We start from the raw sequence: 18,037 nt of genomic DNA on the forward strand, positions 1-18,037 counted from the left end.
TAGTCCATCTGTTTTTAGTTGTGATAAGAAAATTCCGTGTCAATCTAATATTTTTAGATGCATTGCGAACGTAAGTTCTGGTATAATGTAAAAATATATTTGAAGTCGAAAGGAAGCAGCTATGAATGCTATAGAAGCCACCTTGCCTTGTTGAATGAAGGAAGTCTAACCGCCTATGAATCCCCCTATGAAGCACGTGCTTTCACAACGCTCAGAGATGAACTCCAATTTTCAGAACCCTATCGAAATGAGTTTATGAATACAGTAAAATCTTATACGGAAGAGGATCTAACAAGAATCCAGATTGATAGAAAAGACGTAGGGTACATTCGTTCATTAGGAGACATGCTGATGAGAATTGCATACCATGAAGCCGTCCATTCAGGTCAACTTTTAGATTATTTAAGAACGGCCGGGGTAAAACGGCCTAAGGTTTGGGATTGACGAATAGTTAAGAGAGGTGCAAATATGAGTGAATTTACATATGGCAATATCATTCGAATGGCTGATAAGCCTAAGCTCTATGAGCTCTTGCCTACAGGAACACCAACTATGAAGTTGAACGAGGATTGGTTAGCATTTTTTACACCGGAGGATGGAGAATTTGCAGCATCGGAGCTACCAAAGAATTTATCCGAATGTTGTCCAATATTGTACTTTACCCATTTGGAAGATCACGGATGGGGATTTGAACTCTTTCAAGAGGGCCAAGTTATATCAAGCCTTCAGGTGCTGTATGAATTAATGGACGAAGAGTTCGAAGAAATGATGGATGAATATGACGAAGAAGAAGCCTCGCTTTTTGAAGGATATATGAAGCAAAACCCTGATGCAGATGCTTTTAAGGTATTCGGATTGAATAACGAACAGATAAAATCGATTGAAGAACTACTTGCCGGTAATCTAGGATTTGATGATGGGGAGGAGTTTGTCGCTGTAGAGAAGTTTAAGGAGTTGCTCGGTATTGAAGAAATGAGTTGGATTCGTTACGATCGTACAGTTGACCGAGAAGAGATTGAATACGTCTAAATTATTATAGAGGGTGTTGTTTTAGTGATTGCCGAAGCAATTATTATTCAAAATGACTCTGTGCTAATGGTTAAACAATACGTTGAACGGGGAGATATAGTTTGGAATTTTCCTGGAGGCGGAATTGAAGAAGGGGAGAGTCCCGAACAAGCGTGTATACGGGAAGTTCATGAAGAGACGGGATTCGATATTCAATTGAAGGCATTGTTACACGAGCGGAACGAGAAGTTTAGTTTCATAGGAGAAGTTGTTGGGGGAGAATTGTATCTCGACAATGATAACCAAGATAACCTTGACATCATAGAAATTGCATGGATTCCGTTAATTGAACTTGAAAAATTTGATTCCGTAACCTTACCGATGCTTGAGCTGGCAAAAGAGCAATTGAATTTATAAGATTGAGGAAAGATAGCATAACGACGCAATAGGCCATCCTAAAAGGATGGCCCTAAACGATTTTTCACCTATTGCTATAGGATGTGGTTCATTAGTTCTGACTGCAGCTGAAGTCTCAGTTTCTCGACAATTGAAAAATTCGTCGCAGCCGTATAAAAGGATTTAATCTGTGAATCGAAGGCTTCCGCTGACGCCAAATGGGAAGTGGCTTCCTTCATTTTCGCCGAATAACGTTCTTTAATTGCAGCTATTTCTACTGCATAGGTTTCATCCGTCCCTGGGATCATGGTACGTTCATACATATCCAAGATCTCATCCCCGTTCCGATCCGGGAAGTATTCGTGAGGAGCGGTGCTGTCGAAAATAGCTGTGCTCAGCTTAGGGAAGATCAGCATATCTAGGCTGTTTGGATCAAAACCGCAATGGAACACTTGAACTTCGATGCCATTCCTCTCGGCCGCAGCGGCAAGCTTTTTAAGAAGAGTGGATTTACCGGAACCGGGTCTTCCTTTGATAAAGATCCTTCTGTTCAATTGAGCCGTCAAGCTTTGAATAAAATCAAAAGCACCCTTCGGAGTCGCTGCGCCGAAAAATAAATGGCGTCCAGTGGTTGGTGTTCCGTTGTCATGACCAGCGTACAATTCCTCAATCAGTTCCTGCGTGACTTGATCTGCTTTATCGAATTCCATGCTTTCGATATAAAATTTTTCCCATTCATCATGAATTCGTAAAGCGGTTGCAAAGGATTCATAAGCTTTGGAATAAGCATCGCTAAGCTTTCCTTTGAGCTCTTCGATCATTTCAATAGCATTCGTGGAAATACTTCTGTGATCAAGCGCCACACCGAAATCGATCTCAATAACCCCACCTGCTCCGCCCTCTATGTTCCACTCGCAAGCCAGCCCATCGACAATACCAACCTTTAATTCGGTTGCAATAATGCCGTCCAGCTCATTCGGTCGAAGCGGGGAGTGAAAGCATTGCACGTGCTGCCCGCTGTCCAACAGACTATCCGCTAATTTACGAATGATTGTGGATTTACCCGTACCACGGGGACCAACTAGGACGAGAATTCGATCAAGCCCTTGGAAAGCTGATTTATACAGAAAATGAGCTCCGTGTGCCGTATTGCCGCGGGCAAAATAGTGGGATGTTTTTTCAACCAACCTGAACACTCCTTTGTGCGCCTATCCTGTGATATAAGCGCATATGGGATAGATGCCTATGGTTCAGCGTATTCCGGTTAGCGCACAGAGGTGTTTATAATGTTGAAAGGTAAAACATTTTACGACTCACTACAGCGGCAGCCGATCGGAAAATCAGCTTCAATGTGTGGATGTAAAGAGTACATTATCGAAATAGAGTGGCGCATATCATATAGGGAGTGAAGGCTTTCTTAAAATAAGGCTTATCAACTATTCTTCCTTATCTTTTTTCTTTCTCGGAAACATGAACAATAGTGACGATGTCTCCAGCCATTCGTAATTCTCAGTGACGCCGTACATATCTGCTAAACTAAATACGACTAAGAATGGTAAAAGACCAAGAGCAAATACAGCAATCAATATTCCGATGGAAATGGATTTGAAAATCTCCATTGCTTTCATAAATTCATCCCCAATCTAAAATTTATTCCAAATAACTTCATTGGTTACAGACTTATCATTTTAGAAAATGTATCGTATTACGATATAAATATGTAGAGGAGCATGTATTAATGTCAAATCCGGTTGTTACAAAAACCTTGTACGAGCGATTGGCTAGCTTCAGATACAAGTTACGGGTATTTATGCATTTTAGTGAAAGCGTTGCAAAGGAAGTGGGTTTAACTCCTCAGCAACACCAACTGCTTCTAGCCATACAAGGTTATCCAGGACGCGATTACGCGACTATTTCGGAGGCGGCCGAGAAACTGCAAATAACGCATCATGCTTGCGTCGGATTAGTATCCCGCTGTCAGAAGTCCGGGCTTATAAAGCGCCGGCCGAACCCGGATGATGCGAGAAGTATTCTGATTTCACTAACGGATAAAGGACTCGAACTATTGGAGCATATATCCGAAGTTCACCTAAAACAGCTGCAAGATCTACAGATTGACCTTGCATTTTTTGAAACAACCATCAAATAATTTTATTTTTTTATTTTCCAAATAAAGGCATGCGAGTGAGAGGTTATCATGCTATAATGGGTTAACTTGAAAGCTATTGGAGGTATCTAATTAGACATCATGTGGACCTAATTCCTGTCGATCATGATTTTCGAAAATGACGATAAGCGATAAGAGCTCAGCCTATGCGCGGAGCGGATTAGGATACGTGTGTCTATTGGAGAGGACTCCTTTCACCTTGGTTGATGCCATTTATTGGCGTCTGTTTAGGGTGTTTTCACGCTATTTCTATATCCGCATATCCTTAGCCGCAGGCGCGTCCTGCGGTTTTTTTGTCTTCGACAATCATAACCCCTTGTCAGTTGTTCAACTAAACTAGAAGCGGTGATTGCAATGACAATATTAACCTTACGCGGAATTAAAAAAAGCTTTGGCGACACGAATGTGCTCGTGAACGTAGAAGCCGATCTGGCAAGCCGAGAGCGGATTGGCTTGGTCGGGATGAACGGGGCAGGCAAAACAACGCTCGCCAACCTGATCTTTGGTACGATTCTACCTGACAACGGCAAGATCACTTTCCACAAGGATCAACTTCGAATCGGTTATTTGCTGCAGTCGACTTCGTATACCGTTAATACCTTCAGCAACATGATGGACCATTCCGATGAGTCCCATGAAACCGAGCAGTTTCTAAAGACAACAAGTCATTTCGGCTTGCAAAAGGTGAAGGAGTGGGACGGAGCGCGTTTAGCGGGATTGAGCGGAGGAGAGAAGACGAAATTGGCAATTGCTCATATTTTGTCCTCAAAGCCAGATATACTCTTGCTTGATGAACCGACGAATCATTTGGATTTTGAAGGCGTCGATTGCCTCGTTAAAGAACTTGGGCGGTATAGCGGCACGACAATTGTAATATCGCATGACCGTTATTTTCTCGATCAAACGGTGGACCGGATTATTGAGCTGCAAGATGGCGTTTCGACGTCTTTTCCGGGCAATTACACGTTCTATCGGGAGGAGAAATCCCGCCGTTTTCAGAGCCAACTTCATCAGTATGAAGAACAGCAGAAATACGAGCAGAAGATTGAAGCAGAAATCAAACAGTTGAAGAATTGGTCAGAGAAAGCGCATCGCGAAGCAGGCAAGGTTGGAAAAATGGCTGAGATGCGTGCTGGCGTGAAGGAATTCTACCGCAGCAAAGCCAAAAGCATGGATAAGCAAATCAAATCCCGCATTCACCGTCTGGAAAAGATTGAGATAGAAGGCGTGAAGAAGCCCAATGAGGAAGCAAAGGTGTCCTTTGGCTGGGATCACCCGGACAAACGCGGCCGGCGAATCGTAGAAGCGCAGGAGATTAGCAAGTCGTATGGCAAGCGCTCCTTGTTTAAGAAAAGCTCTTTTTATTTGCAACGCGGGGAGAAGATCGGCTTGCTTGGGCCTAACGGTTGCGGAAAAACAACGCTTATTCAAATGCTGCTTGGGAAAAAATCGGTCGACTCCGGACAGCTATGGATTAGTCCAACTGCCAAAGTCGCGTATTTAACGCAGGATGTATCGGACCTCAATCAGCAGCAAACCGTTCTCGAGCTTTTGCAGGAGAGTTATGAAGTCCGCAGCGATATTGGGAAAGCACGGACACTGCTGGCCAATATGGGGTTCGATGCGTCTATGCTCCGAAAGCCCATCTCTCAGCTAAGCCTTGGCGAACGCACGCGAATCAAGCTATTGCTGCTTATGATGCGAGAGCAGGATTTGCTCATATTGGATGAGCCAACCAACCATCTCGATCTGGCAAGCCGCGAGCAGCTTGAGGAGACATTATCGGAGTATCGCGGAACGCTTATTGTTGTCTCGCATGATAGATATCTGATGGATAAGATCTGCACGAAGCTGCTTGTTTTTGAGGACGGTAATATAAAGCGGATTGAATCCGGCTATGAAACGTTTCGAGAGCGGGCGCAGAGTATGCTTGCTTCAGGTGACAAGAACGAACAGCAGTTGGAAGAGGAGAAGCTGGTTATTGCGAATCGAATCGTTTTTGTGCTTGCGGAACTCAGCATGCTGAAACCAACAGACATCCGGTACGCGGAGCTCGATGAAGAGTATAAGCAATTGCTCGCTTTGAAGAAGCAGCTAAGTACTTGAAAAGCTAGCGAAATAGAGTGGAAATGGCAGTTGATTAGAGGATCAGCTGCCATTTTTATGGAGATAAGGGTCAGCTATGTACCAATATGTGGTAGCATATAAATGGTTGTATGGTTCGAAGGATCGTTGATGTAACTGATTAAATGATTGAGTTTCCGAGTTGAATTCATATTAAGGAAGAAGGCATGTTGTGGATTTTAAAGAAATAAAGAAAGATCTGTTCACTATGACGGAGGATTATCACTTAGCGCATTGCATTTCTGCGGATGCAAAAATGGGTGCAGGAATTGCAGTTGAGTTTAGAAAGCGGTTTAAGCTTAAATCTCTTCAAGATATGGCAAACAAGAGTCCATTAGAAATAGGGAAATGCTATAAGGTGGGAAGAGCCTTGAATCTAATTACGAAATCGAAATACTGGCAAAAACCCACATACGAATCTTTGACCCAAGCTGTTATATCCACGAGAGAGCTGTGCTTATCTGAAGGAATAACCAAGCTTGCTATGCCGCAAATAGGATGCGGCCTTGATAAGCTTCAATGGGGAAAAGTAAGAGAAATTATTAATGAAGTTTTTGAAGATACGGAAGTTGAAATTATAGTATGTCACTATCGATAGCAAGGAGGTAAGGGGTAAAGAAGGAAACAAATCACTTTGGCGCATACTTCGAGTTGTTTGTTGACGGAGGGACTGCATGAAAAAAAGGTATATGATCATCCTTGTACTGATATTCGGCATTTTAATGTTAATTGGCTATAATAGGTATTTTTATAAGTTCAAGAGCCTTGATAACGCAACATTATTTCTAGGTCCAATTGAATCGCCGGATGGTAAATATGAAGCTAGTTCGTATTATTTAAATTATGGTGGTGCAGCAGGCGGGGTAATGTATATCGTTGAGGTTAAACAAACCCAGTCCGAAGAAAAGAAAAAGGTATATTCGAGTAACCATAAAAATGATTTTTCAATGTTTTGGAAAGCATCAGACATCCTGTCTATAAAAAACGAGAGCCCTAGATATAATGAATACAGGAACATAGATTTAAATGTAAATACGGATATTTACGAAGAGTCAGGTGCTGCATGTCGAAGTCTTTTGCTTAAAGAAAAAAAATTTAAAAACTGCTATAAAGCGGAGGACCTTAAGGAGCCTTTTATTTTTAAGCTGCTTGGTTTTTAATTAACTAACTCGAATCGTAAAAGTAGGTTACATATAGCTGGACAGTTGAGTTAAAAGAAAAAAATCCATTGTTCAGAATTTCCCTCCCGCTTAATATGGTATTTGATGACGCACTTGTTTTCGAAAAATCCATATCCTCGGAGGAAAAGCACATATGTCTTTCAGTTATTATGGTGAACTTTGCACAGAGGTCTATGACCTTACTAAAAAAGTCGGGCAATCCTTCAGCGGAGATATAGAGTATTATCGCGAAAAACTGAAGCACTGCAAAGGACGTATTCTGGAGGCCATGGTAGGCTCTGGACGTGTGATCATTCCTCTCATTGAATCAGGATTAATCGTCGACGGGGTTGATTATTCCACGCAAATGCTTGCTTCTTGCCGGTATCGCTGCGAAGCACGTGGACTAGCTCCGGACTTGTATCAAGCAAATTTGCAGGAGCTTTCTTTGCCGCATAAGTATGAAGCGATCATTATACCAGGGGGTTCGTTTTTGTTGATTGAACAACGAGAGGAATCGATACAGGTATTAAATCGGCTATATGAACATTTGGAACCAGGTGGAAAGCTGATCCTTGATCTGTTTTTGCCCGACAACAATTACAACAGTTCGGAATTAGGGCATTGGGACGGTACGGCAACTTATCACTTGCCTAATGGTGATCTCATTACGATGGAAGGCAAGAATGTGGAAGTTGATTTGTTCTTCAATCAATACCGTGTCAGCTATTTGAAATATGAAAAGTTGCGAAAAGGGGTATTGATCCAAACGGAATTACAACGTTTCGCCATGCGCTGGTACGGGGTAGAAGAGTTCAAATTGATTCTAGAGGGTATTGGTTTCTCTGACGTAACGGTTTGCGCTGATTTTGAGGATGGGAAAAAACCTTCAAACGGCAATCAGAAGTTTGTTTATCAAGCTACGAAAATATAAAATGAATTTGTCCAAAAGATGACCTGGCTACCCCCGCAGCCAGGTCATTTGCATTTTCCCCGCAAAAAGTAAGTTCATCGTTTTCCAAGGGACGTTTACATTTTACACAAAACCACCGAAATCATGACATGATTCGGTGGTTTTCCATTTTTCTGGACATTTTTAGCGCTAGATTTACAATTCCTTAGGTTCGGTTTAACGCAGAAGAAACATCCGCTCCTTAATCTATACGTATGGGAACGATCCCATATGGGAACGGTCTCACAGCTGTGAAAGGGAGTGCTTCGTGGATAATCCGACCATCAAAGAAATCGCCCGGCGTGCCGGGGTGTCCAAATCTACCGTTTCGCGGATTATTTCCGGGAATGGATATTCCAGTCCGGAAGCGCGCGATAAGGTTCTTGGGCTAGTCGAGGAATTGCAATATAAACCCAATGCGGTCGCGAGGGCAATGGTATCGCAACGGACGCATAACATCGGGGTGCTCTTGTATAGGAGAGATCTTCCGATTGCCTCGCATCCCTTCTACGGAAAAATCGTCGATGCCGTCTTGTTGGAAGCAGCAAGGTTGAATTATTCGATATTCGTTACAACGGATCACGACATGTCGTATCGTTCGGCCGACTTCATGATCGAGAAGCGGGTGGACGGGCTTATTCTCATCAGCCGGCTCCAACAGAACGTGATTGATCACATCACGAGCTTCGGCATCCCATTCGTTATGGTGAACGGCTCGACGGACGTGGATGGCGTTATCCATATCGTCAATCAGGACGAAGAAGGCGGCAGGATGGTCGCCGAGTTTTTGACGCAATCCGGACATAAGCAAATATTCGTTGTCGCGGGGCCGCAAAGTCATCGCAGTCATCATTTGCGATTGAAGGGATTTATGACTTCAATTATACAGGCTGGTATCCAAGAAGCCGATGCGGCAATCCAATCTGCGGCGACTTCAACTTTTGCAGAAGGATACGAGATTATGAACCGGGAGTGGGAGCAATTCCGGGAGGGTGGATATACGGCGCTCTTCGCCACCAATGACATGCTTGCCATGGGCGCGATGAAATTTCTGCTTGAGCAGTCGGTGCGGATTCCCGAGCAAGTGTCGGTCGTAGGATTCGATGACGTCGATTTCGCGGCGATGTTCTCGCCATCCTTGACGACAGTCAAGGTGGATGCGGGGGATATGGGCACGCAATCTGTCAGGCTCTTGGACCAATTGATCCGGCAGGAACAAAATGTTGTGCATCCCAACCAACTGGTGCCACGTCTGATCGTCAGACAGTCTGCCAGATAACTATATTTCCATATCGAAAGGAGCGATAACCCTTCATGCGCTGGTATTTAAAAGCAATTGGAACAAGGAAAATCATTGAATTTATCGTGCTTGTCATCTTTGTCATCTTCTTTTTAGGACCACTGCTGAACTTGGCTATTCTAGCTTTCACCGGAAAATGGAACTATCCGGACGTTTTACCGACGGAGTGGTCCATGAAATGGTGGGCCTTCGTCTTCAAACAGGAGGATATCCCTCAGTCGATCGGCTTGTCCTTCATGATCGCGGCGATTGTAACAGGGCTGTCTATTGTACTGTGCATCCCGGCAGCCTATGCGTTCGCCCGCATACGGTTCCCGTTCAGCCGATTCTTCCTGTTCTCGTTTCTGCTGACCCATGCCTTCCCTAAGATGGGGCTGTATGTCTCGATCGCGGTGCTCTTCTACAAGCTTGGACTCATGAATACGCTGCTTGGCGTTGTCTTGATCCATATGATCAACGTGCTTATGTTTATGACTTGGATTCCGACGGCCGCCTTCCGGAATGTGCATCAAGCACAGGAGGAATCGGCTAGAGACGTGGGAGCGGGTCCGTTCCGCGTATTTCTTAAAATCACCTTGCCGATGGCACTGCCAGGCATCATCGTCGCTTCCATCTTCACTTTCCTTAACTCGCTTGACGAAGCGCAGGGCACGTTCCTGGTTGGCATCCCGAATTACAAAACGATGCCGATCGTCATGTATTCGATCATCAGCGATTATCCTGCTTTTGCTGGCGCTGTGTTTTCCATCATTTTGACGGCACCAACGATTATTCTTCTGCTCGCTGCCAAACGTTTCGTTAGCGCGGATGTCATGTCCAGCGGGTTTACGTTGAAGTAACGGGACAACTATCGCAAGACAAAGGAGGCCATTTGGGTATGGTTCAAGGTATTCAAGGTGTTCAAGAAAATCAAGGCATTCAAGTTCATCAGGGCAAGCAAGAAATCCAGGTTCGGGACAGTCGGGAAATCCAGCTATCCGTGCAACAGCTTTCGAAACGTTACCGCACCGGCGAAGGTGTCACTTCGATCTCGCTTGATGTGCATAAGGGTGAACTCGTTACGCTGCTTGGTCCTTCCGGCTGCGGCAAAACGACGGTGCTGCGCAGCATCGGCGGATTTCTCGAACCGGACTCCGGCGATATTCTCATCGAAGGGGTGAGCGTGCTCAAATCGCCGCCGGAGAAACGTCCGACCTCAATGGTGTTCCAAGGCTACAATCTATGGCCGCATATGACAGTGTTCGATAACCTGGCATTTGGTCTTAAAATACGCAAGGTGAAAAAAGCCGATATCCGCAAACAAGTTACGGAAGTGTTAAAGCTCGTACGTTTGCCGGATGCCGAGAATAAATTCCCCGGCCAGCTTTCGGGCGGCCAACAGCAGCGTATTGCGCTAGCCCGCTCACTGCTCTTGAAACCCGCCGTTCTATTGCTCGATGAGCCGTTCTCGGCGCTTGACGCCAAGCTGCGGCATGAGATGCGGGAGGAGCTGCGGGAGATTCAGGCGGAGACCGGACTAACGATGGTATTCGTCACGCATGACCAGGAAGAAGCGCTGTCGATCTCCGACCGGATTGTCGTTATGAATCACGGCAATATTGAGCAAATCGCATCGCCGCAAGAGATTTACGATCAACCGAACACACTGTATGTCGCCCAATTTATCGGCAAAATGAACTTTTTGAAAGGGGTGGTTTCGGAAGGTCACGTATTGGTAGGGAAGTTGAGGTATCCCCATTCGAAATCGTTGTCCGGCGGAGTATGGCTGGCAATCCGGCCAGAAGATGTCATGCTGTCGAGTCAAGACCAAGAGGGTTTGCCAGGCGTCGTCAAACAGATTATGGTTCTAGGCCATTATGCCGAAGTATCGATCCAATTACCGGAGTATGGCGTTATCCGGGCATTTCAGCCGCGGGATGCCGTCAAGGAGCTGAATTCAGGCGACCCGATTTCTGTCAGCTTCAAAAAAGTCATTACGTATCCGGAAGTTTAAGCAAACCGAATCTCGAACGAAAACAAAATTCCAATGCCAAGGAGGCAAATTAGCATGTTAAGCAAAAAATCGACCCTTACTTTACTTACTGTAACAACCGTTACCGCAGCTCTTCTCGCGGGTTGCGGGAACTCGAATAAATCGGATGCCGCGAACGCTGGCGCAACAAACGCCGGAGCGACGAATACGGCCTCAGCGGATCCGTCTGCTCAGCAAGTCGAATTCAGCTTCTACTTCACAGGCTCCGAGAACGTAAAGAATCTATGGGATACGATTATACCGATGTTCGAAAAGGACCATCCGAACATCAAGGTTAAAGAGGTGTATATTCCATCAGGCACCGGCGCGCAGCCGACATACGATCGTATTCTCGCGGCGAAGCAGGCGGGTAAAGGCTCCGGCGGTATCGATTTGTACGAGGACGGGCTGAGTAACGTAACCCAAGGACAAAAGGACGATTTGTGGGAAACGCTTGATCCTGCTAAAATCGGCAACCTTGCTTCCGTTGACGCGAATACGATGAAGGACGTATCCAACCTGGCCATCCCGTATCGTTCGTCTGCCGTGGTGCTTGCTTACAACAGCGAGAAGGTGCCGACGCCTCCGAAGACGCTGGACGAGCTGTTCGCTTGGATTAAAGCGAATCCGGAACGCTTCGCTTACAACGATCCTTCCACAGGCGGCGCAGGCAGCTCGTTTGTGACAACTACGTTATACGATAAGCTTCCAGAAGATGCGATTCATAACTCTGATGCGAGCATTGAGAAGGAATGGGACAAAGGATTCGATACGCTGAAAGAACTAGGCAAATACGTGTACGGCAAAGGTATTTATCCGAAGAAAAACCAAGGCACGCTGGATCTGCTCATCAGCGGCGAAGTAGACATGATCCCGGCATGGTCGGACATGGCTCTTGAACAAATCGGTAACGGCCAGCTGCCGGCTACGACGAAAATCGCGCAAATTACCCCGGGCTTCAACGGCGGTCCGACCTACTTGATGGTACCGAAGCTGTCCGATAAGAAAGACGCGGTTAACGAGTTTCTGAACTTCGTCTTGTCGCCGGAAGCGCAAGCGGTTGTTGTGACCAAAATGCACGGCTTCCCCGGCATCGAGCTGTCGAACATGCCGCAGGACATTCAGGATTCCTTTAAAGGCGTGGCTGAAGGCTTCCGCACCTTCAACATCGGCGACTTGGGCAATGAAATCAACAAACGCTGGCAAAGCGACGTAGCGGCGCAATGATGAGCAAACAAGTGAAAATGGGGATACTGGGATTGCTTCTGGTCATCCCCTCTTTTCTGCTGCTGTTCCTCACGGTCGTCATCCCCATCGCGGTTTCGTTTAAAGAAAGTCTGACCAACAAAGAGGGCGGCATGGACCTGTCGAATTACAAGTTCTTGTTCACCGACAAGCTCATGCGCTCCAATATCGTATTTTCGCTTGAAGTGACGGTTATATCGGTCGTTATCGTGCTTATCGTTAGTTACGCGCTGGCGGCTTACATGCGCTTTAACAAAGGCAAATTGGTAGCTTGGATCCGGAATATGTACATGATTCCGATGTTTATTCCTTCCGTCATTGCGACGTACGGCTTGATTCAGCTGTTAGGCAACCACGGCTGGGTAGCCCGGTGGGTGCTGCTGTTTGGCGGCAGCGGAATTCCGCGCATTATTTTCGATATGAAAGGCATTATTATCGCTAATCTGTGGTTCAACATTCCGTTCACGACCATGCTGCTTGGCTCTGCCTTGGCTGGTATTCCGGATTCGGTAATGGAAAGCGCGAAGGACGTAGGTGCGGGGAGACTCCGTATCTTTACCCGGTTTATCGTGCCGCTTACGTACAAAACGCTGCTTGTTGCGGTCACCTTCGTCTTTATGGGCGTAATTGGTTCATTCACCGCGCCGTTCCTGCTTGGACCTAACGCACCGCAAATGCTTGGCGTATCGATGGAGCAAATATTCGGCGTGTTTCAGGAGAAAGAGCAGGCTTCCGCACTTGCGTTCTTCACCTTCCTGCTATGCTCGTTCATGGGCTACTTCTACATTCGCAGCATGATTAAGGAAGAGGGGGCGCGTTCTTAATGAAACGTCTTGTTCTGGAAGCGGAGGGCCAGGTGACTCCGGTATGCTCCAAGACGCATATTGCCTACAGCTTTCATCTGGATCGTCAGGGAGGCAAGCTTTGGATCGACTACGCTTACGGACCAAAAAATCTCGAGGACCGCGAGCAGGCTCATCCGTTAATCGAGGCCGGCATCAACAAGTATACAGAGCAGGCGCAGCGCGCTCGATTACTGGAAAAGTGGGAATCTTTTCTTCCGCTTAAAAATCTGATTACCGTTTCGGTCGACGACCCCAAGCGGCACCGCGGAGCCGGTCATCGGCACGATCCGGAGCAGCTTCTATTCATCGGAAGCGAGGAGGCGTCTCCGGGGTTCGTCAGCGGCGAATTAAGCGAAGGGCTGTGGCGAGTTACGTTAAGTCTTCACGAGATTGTAACGGACAATTGCCGATACCGCCTGCGAATTCACCATGAGGAGGCTTAATAGAATGCGCTGGATGGCATGCGAGCTGCACAGTCATACGAATCATAGCGACGGCAAGCAGTCTCTGCTGGAGCTTGCGCAAGGAGCCAAGGCCCTTGGCTTTGATTGCGTGGCGCTGACCGACCATAATACGATGACGGGTTTGAGCAACAGAGAGAGCGTCGAGCAGGAGACGGGCTTGACCATTATTTCAGGCATGGAATGGACGACGTTTTACGGGCATATGGTGACGATCGGCCTGACTGAATTCGTGGACTGGCGTCCCGCGGGTCCGGGCGATATTCACGAGGGGATCGAACAGGTTCATGCGTTTGGCGGGATTGCCGGCATGGCGCATCCTTATCGCATCGGTAATCCGATGTGCACGGGCTGCTTCTGGGAATTTGAGATTCGGGACTGGAACCAGCTGGATTATATCGAGGTGTGGTCGGGTACGTTTCCTTCGATTAAGACGGACAATACCCGGGCATTTCGTCTATGGACTGAGCGGTTGAACGATGGCTTCCGAATTGCGGCAACATCGGGACGGGATTGGCATGCGCAGGAACAGACGGATGATCCTTTATCGGTTACGTATTTGCAGCTCGACGAAAGCGAAGGCAGCGTAACGGAACAAGCCGTTCGTGCGCTTGCCACAGGGAGAGCCTCGGTGACAATGGGGCCGTTAGTGATGCTGGAGCTGCGTTCCGGAAATATGATTTACGCGATCGGCGATTGCGTGCCTGCGCAGGAACGAAGCCATAGCTACGAGGCTGTTGCGGAAATTGATTTTCAGGTTAGAGCAGGCCAATGGGCATTTCCCGAAGCCCGATATTCGATCACGCTGATGAGCAACCTCGGCGTTATAGGCGAGCAGCAGGCGAGCTCGGAGCAGGAACAATATCGCTTCGAGATTACCGCCAAAGGATTAAAGTGGGTTCGGGCAGAGCTTAAAGGAAACGTACGCGGTGTGCGTACGATGATTGCTTTTACGAATGCGATTTACGCGGAATGCGAATAAGCTTATGATGAACTAAACACGGTAGTTAGGAGTGTGACAAGAATGACGCGAAGCTTTCCGCTGATTACGGCTCACGCGGGCAGCATGAACACGGAAGCGCACACGCTTCAATCGGTTCAAGTGGGGCTTGCTCTCGGCGCAGACGTGGTGGAAGAGGATATCCGGGTGACCAGGGACGGGATTCCCGTGCTGGCACATGACGATGAATGGCTTACCGTTGAACGGTTTCATGGGAATATAGCTCAAATGACGTATGCGGAGCTAGCCGCATCGCATGCCGAGCTTGAGAAAGATAAAGTGCCGCAGCTGCTTAAGCTGGAGGATATTTTGCCTCTCGTAAAAGCTTCCGGCACTATCATAAACCTGGACTTGAAGGTAGATGCGGCGATTGAGCCTGCCGCGGCCCTGGTCCGCAAATTCGCCTTAACGCAGCAAGCTTTCTTCTCGGGCCTTGAACTGGAACGTGCGCTGCTCGCGGAGCGACTGCAGCCGGAAATGAGCAAGCTGCTAAACGTCAACGTCGAGTTATTCAAGACGATGCCATACCGGGAAGCGATGCTGCAAACCTGTGCGGACGCCAGGGAAGCCTCTTGCATGGGAATAAATATTTATCACGGAATTCTGCGGCAAGAGTTAGTGGAGTATGCCGCAGGGCAAGGTCTGCCCGTATACGCGTGGACGGTTGAGGATGAAGCGCTCATGCGCCAATACGCGGAGTGGGGAGTTCATTCCATCACGACCCGTAATGTTTCATTGTTAATGCAGGTGAAGAAGGTATTTTCAGCATCAGCAGCCTTCGGTCTAACGTAGTCCTACCGAACCGCCCTTGTTCAGGGCGGTTTTTTTATATTCGAAAGGAAACGAACGATTAATTCTATCTATCATTACGATAGAAACGACGATATTGGGGCGCCATACATGCTGCGGACGGTTATGCAAAGTTGGCGTCTGTTTTGCGACATCGGGTCCCGGGGGCTACAAATCTGGTGACAGGAATTGCTACAGCCAATATGGATTCGGTTCCATTAGTTGTGATTACAGGAAATGTCTCTTCGTCTTTGCTCGGTACGGATGCGTTTCAGGAAGCGGATATTGTCGGAATAACGATGCCGATTACGAAGCACAGTTATTTGGTTCGGGATATCGCGGAATTGCCCCGGATCATTCATGAGGCGTTTTATATCGCATCGCTTCTTGGTGGGGGGTAAGCTTCCCGATGGCGGCGCTTAGCAATGCGGCTATAAAATACGCGCTATATACGGATTCATGGCCGTTAACCGCGATTGCCGTAATCGTTCTGGCTTTACTGAGTATCGTATTGCTAGTGCTCTTTGTTCGCACGTTGAATATTCTGTTTAACGGAAAACTTCTTAAAGGTTAGTGGGAAGCCAGCGGCAGCCAACTAAATGGCTGTCGTTTTTCATTGGTTTGATTATCAAAGTGAAATTTTGTAAACTGCCTGCCGACTCATCCCGCGTATCCCTTAAGATTTTGTTCAAAATCGGAAATTGGTTCGTTTATCCATTGATTTCTCGGACGGAGGTCATTAATATAAGACAATGTCAGTCAAATTAAATAGTAAATCCTCATCCAATTCGATGAGGTAGAGGTCGCGTAGTTGATCAGTAGATCAGGGGGAGGTCCAGTAAGACCGCCGATCCCGATTGAAAGGCAGCATCGCCGAAGCCGTCCGGTATACTGACCGTGGCAGGCTGGGGCCGTCTCCGAACAGGAACGGAACTGTCATATTGCTTGTAATCAACGGCAATATGTTGTGCTATCTTGATAGTTGGAAGTGAGGAAGATGAAGCGGTCTTTCTTGTTTTGTGAAGAAGGGCGGCTTTTTTGCGTTTATTAGGCTGCTATTTATGGGACATTATTGGAAACGTAGATAAGGGGAGTACGAGTTCGTGAAAGAAGAGAACAAATTACGCAGAGGCCTGAAGTCCAGGCATATGGCGATGATTTCCCTAGGAGGGTCTATCGGGACGGGGTTGTTTCTGGCGAGCGGAGGAGCGATTCATGACGCCGGTCCGGGCGGCGCATTGCTTGGTTATTTCATAATTGGCATTATGGTATACTTCCTTGTCACTAGCCTTGGCGAAATGGCGACCTACATGCCGGTATCCGGTACTTTCAGTACGTATGCAACAAGATTCGTAGATCCATCCCTTGGCTTTGCGCTTGGCTGGAACTACTGGTATAACTGGGCCATTACGATTGCGGCAGAGCTGTCCGCCGCAACCTTGATTATCAAATTCTGGCTTCCGAACAGTCCTTCCTTCTTATGGAGTGCGCTGTTCCTGGCTTTAATGGTTGGTCTTAACCTGTTGTCCGTCAAAGGCTATGGGGAATCCGAATACTGGTTCGCCATGATTAAGATCGTTACCGTCATTGTATTTATAGGTATCGGCTTATTAATGATCGTTGGGATCTGGAAAGGCGACGCGGTTGGCTTCAGCAACTTTACGGCCGGCGATGCCCCGATCTCGGGAGGATGGCTTGCGGTTCTGGGGATCTGTATGGCTGCAGGATTCTCGTTCCAAGGAACGGAGCTTGTAGGTATTGCGGCAGGGGAATCCGAGAATCCCCGCGAGAACGTTCCGCGCGCAATCCGCAGCGTATTCTGGAGAATTCTGTTGTTCTACATCCTGGCGATCTTTATTGTAGGCATGTTGATTCCATACTCGACAGACACGCTTGCGGATGACAGCGTAGCGGCTAGTCCTTTCACTATTATTTTTGAAAAAGCAGGCCTCAGCATCGCCGCTTCCGTCATGAACGCGGTCATTCTAAGTTCGGTATTGTCGGCAGGCAACTCGGGCATGTATGCTTCGACCCGTATGTTATGGGTACTCGCGAAAGAAGGCAAAGCTCCGAAAATCTTCGCGAGGCTGAACAAACGCGGCATCCCGGTTTATGCCTTGCTTGCTACGGCAGCGATTGGCATGCTGGCCTTCCTGGCCTCCTTCTTCGGCGACGGACAAGTATATATCTGGCTGCTTAACGCATCCGGTATGTCGGGCTTTATCGCATGGCTTGGCATCGCCATCAGCCATTACCGGTTCCGCAAAGCTTATGTGGCGCAAGGCCGTAAAGTTGAAGATCTGCCGTATCGTTCTCTCTGGTATCCGTTTGGTCCGATTCTGGCAGGCGTCATGTGCATGATCGTGATTATCGGTCAAAGCTTCAGCGCCTTTTCGGACGGCAAGGTAGACTGGACGTTTATGCTTGCTTCTTATATCGGAATTCCGTTCTTCCTTGCGATTTGGCTCGGATACAAATGGAAGTACAAAACCAAAGTGTTAAAGCTTGAAGAATGTAATGTCGATCCTACAGCGGAATAACAAAAGAAAAAGCAGAGGCTGCCGAAGCCTCTGCTTTTT

21 protein-coding genes and 1 riboswitch are annotated in these 18,037 nt (G+C 47.2%); of the genes, 19 read left to right on the top strand and 2 right to left on the bottom strand.

Annotated elements, in window-relative coordinates; genetic code table 11:
- Positions 1-57: 57 nt before the first annotated feature.
- Genes WFJ73_RS11860 through WFJ73_RS11870 form a run of 3 tightly spaced genes read left to right on the top strand, consistent with a single transcriptional unit; the run spans position 58 to position 1,425 of the window.
- Positions 58-444, top strand: a complete 387-nt coding sequence (locus WFJ73_RS11860) for a DinB family protein (RefSeq protein WP_442955943.1) — start codon at positions 58-60, stop codon at positions 442-444.
- A gap of 24 nt (positions 445-468) precedes the next feature.
- Entirely contained in the window at positions 469-1,029 is a 561-nt protein-coding gene (locus tag WFJ73_RS11865; RefSeq protein WP_336773254.1) for a hypothetical protein, read from the top strand.
- Positions 1,030-1,053: 24 nt separating this feature from the next.
- Positions 1,054-1,425, top strand: coding sequence for an NUDIX hydrolase (locus tag WFJ73_RS11870; RefSeq protein WP_336773255.1), 372 nt, complete (start codon positions 1,054-1,056; stop codon positions 1,423-1,425).
- Between the two features lie 74 nt (positions 1,426-1,499).
- Here the strand turns inward: WFJ73_RS11870 and WFJ73_RS11875 are convergent, their stop codons facing one another.
- Together WFJ73_RS11875 and WFJ73_RS11880 are read right to left on the bottom strand one after the other, a co-directional pair.
- Positions 1,500-2,591, bottom strand: a complete 1,092-nt coding sequence (locus tag WFJ73_RS11875; RefSeq protein WP_336773256.1) for a PRK06851 family protein — start codon at positions 2,589-2,591, stop codon at positions 1,500-1,502.
- A 249-nt stretch (positions 2,592-2,840) separates the two neighbouring features.
- Entirely contained in the window at positions 2,841-3,032 is a 192-nt protein-coding gene (locus tag WFJ73_RS11880) for a hypothetical protein (RefSeq protein ID WP_336773257.1), read from the bottom strand.
- A 110-nt stretch (positions 3,033-3,142) separates the two neighbouring features.
- Between WFJ73_RS11880 and WFJ73_RS11885 the strand changes: the two genes are divergently transcribed.
- The 16 genes from WFJ73_RS11885 to WFJ73_RS11960 all read left to right on the top strand — a co-directional run bounded on the left by WFJ73_RS11885 (position 3,143) and on the right by WFJ73_RS11960 (position 17,998).
- Positions 3,143-3,553 (top strand): MarR family winged helix-turn-helix transcriptional regulator, encoded by a 411-nt coding sequence (locus WFJ73_RS11885; RefSeq protein ID WP_336773258.1) that lies wholly within the window; start codon positions 3,143-3,145, stop codon positions 3,551-3,553.
- Positions 3,554-3,925: 372 nt separating this feature from the next.
- Positions 3,926-5,677 (top strand): ribosomal protection-like ABC-F family protein, encoded by a 1,752-nt coding sequence (abc-f, locus tag WFJ73_RS11890; RefSeq protein WP_336773259.1) that lies wholly within the window; start codon positions 3,926-3,928, stop codon positions 5,675-5,677.
- A 190-nt stretch (positions 5,678-5,867) separates the two neighbouring features.
- Positions 5,868-6,293 carry a macro domain-containing protein gene (locus WFJ73_RS11895; RefSeq protein ID WP_336773260.1) on the top strand — a complete coding sequence of 142 codons (426 nt, stop codon included), beginning with the start codon at positions 5,868-5,870 and terminating at the stop codon, positions 6,291-6,293.
- A 76-nt stretch (positions 6,294-6,369) separates the two neighbouring features.
- Positions 6,370-6,855, top strand: coding sequence for a DUF5412 family protein (locus WFJ73_RS11900; RefSeq protein WP_336773261.1), 486 nt, complete (start codon positions 6,370-6,372; stop codon positions 6,853-6,855).
- Positions 6,856-7,009: 154 nt separating this feature from the next.
- Positions 7,010-7,789: a class I SAM-dependent methyltransferase gene (locus WFJ73_RS11905; protein WP_336773262.1), complete on the top strand. Its 780-nt coding sequence runs from the start codon at positions 7,010-7,012 to the stop codon at positions 7,787-7,789.
- A 286-nt stretch (positions 7,790-8,075) separates the two neighbouring features.
- Positions 8,076-9,086 carry a LacI family DNA-binding transcriptional regulator gene (locus tag WFJ73_RS11910; RefSeq protein ID WP_336773263.1) on the top strand — a complete coding sequence of 337 codons (1,011 nt, stop codon included), beginning with the start codon at positions 8,076-8,078 and terminating at the stop codon, positions 9,084-9,086.
- 35 nt (positions 9,087-9,121) lie between these two features.
- On the top strand, positions 9,122-9,946 hold the full coding sequence (locus WFJ73_RS11915; protein ID WP_336773264.1) for an ABC transporter permease: 825 nt from the start codon (positions 9,122-9,124) through the stop codon (positions 9,944-9,946).
- A 128-nt stretch (positions 9,947-10,074) separates the two neighbouring features.
- Positions 10,075-11,100: an ABC transporter ATP-binding protein gene (locus WFJ73_RS11920; RefSeq protein ID WP_336773579.1), complete on the top strand. Its 1,026-nt coding sequence runs from the start codon at positions 10,075-10,077 to the stop codon at positions 11,098-11,100.
- A 54-nt stretch (positions 11,101-11,154) separates the two neighbouring features.
- Positions 11,155-12,345: an extracellular solute-binding protein gene (locus WFJ73_RS11925; protein ID WP_336773265.1), complete on the top strand. Its 1,191-nt coding sequence runs from the start codon at positions 11,155-11,157 to the stop codon at positions 12,343-12,345.
- Positions 12,345-13,187 carry an ABC transporter permease gene (locus tag WFJ73_RS11930; RefSeq protein WP_336773580.1) on the top strand — a complete coding sequence of 281 codons (843 nt, stop codon included), beginning with the start codon at positions 12,345-12,347 and terminating at the stop codon, positions 13,185-13,187. The genes WFJ73_RS11925 and WFJ73_RS11930 overlap by 1 nt, the downstream gene beginning before the upstream one ends.
- Positions 13,187-13,651, top strand: coding sequence for a hypothetical protein (locus tag WFJ73_RS11935; protein WP_336773266.1), 465 nt, complete (start codon positions 13,187-13,189; stop codon positions 13,649-13,651). The genes WFJ73_RS11930 and WFJ73_RS11935 overlap by 1 nt, the downstream gene beginning before the upstream one ends.
- Positions 13,652-13,655: 4 nt before the next feature.
- Positions 13,656-14,651, top strand: coding sequence for a CehA/McbA family metallohydrolase (locus tag WFJ73_RS11940; RefSeq protein WP_336773267.1), 996 nt, complete (start codon positions 13,656-13,658; stop codon positions 14,649-14,651).
- A gap of 42 nt (positions 14,652-14,693) precedes the next feature.
- Entirely contained in the window at positions 14,694-15,461 is a 768-nt protein-coding gene (locus WFJ73_RS11945) for a glycerophosphodiester phosphodiesterase (RefSeq protein ID WP_336773268.1), read from the top strand.
- Between the two features lie 104 nt (positions 15,462-15,565).
- Positions 15,566-15,859 carry a thiamine pyrophosphate-binding protein gene (locus WFJ73_RS11950; protein ID WP_442955947.1) on the top strand — a complete coding sequence of 98 codons (294 nt, stop codon included), beginning with the start codon at positions 15,566-15,568 and terminating at the stop codon, positions 15,857-15,859.
- An 8-nt stretch (positions 15,860-15,867) separates the two neighbouring features.
- The gene (locus tag WFJ73_RS11955; RefSeq protein WP_336773269.1) at positions 15,868-16,032 is read left to right on the top strand and encodes a hypothetical protein; all 165 of its coding nucleotides are present in this window, start codon (positions 15,868-15,870) and stop codon (positions 16,030-16,032) included.
- A gap of 215 nt (positions 16,033-16,247) precedes the next feature.
- Positions 16,248-16,439: riboswitch (Lysine riboswitch) on the top strand.
- A 167-nt stretch (positions 16,440-16,606) separates the two neighbouring features.
- Positions 16,607-17,998 carry an amino acid permease gene (locus WFJ73_RS11960; RefSeq protein WP_336773581.1) on the top strand — a complete coding sequence of 464 codons (1,392 nt, stop codon included), beginning with the start codon at positions 16,607-16,609 and terminating at the stop codon, positions 17,996-17,998.
- The last annotated feature ends 39 nt before the right edge of the window (positions 17,999-18,037 follow it).

This window comes from Paenibacillus sp. MMO-58, assembly GCF_037146255.1.
GTDB lineage: Bacteria > Bacillota > Bacilli > Paenibacillales > Paenibacillaceae > Pristimantibacillus.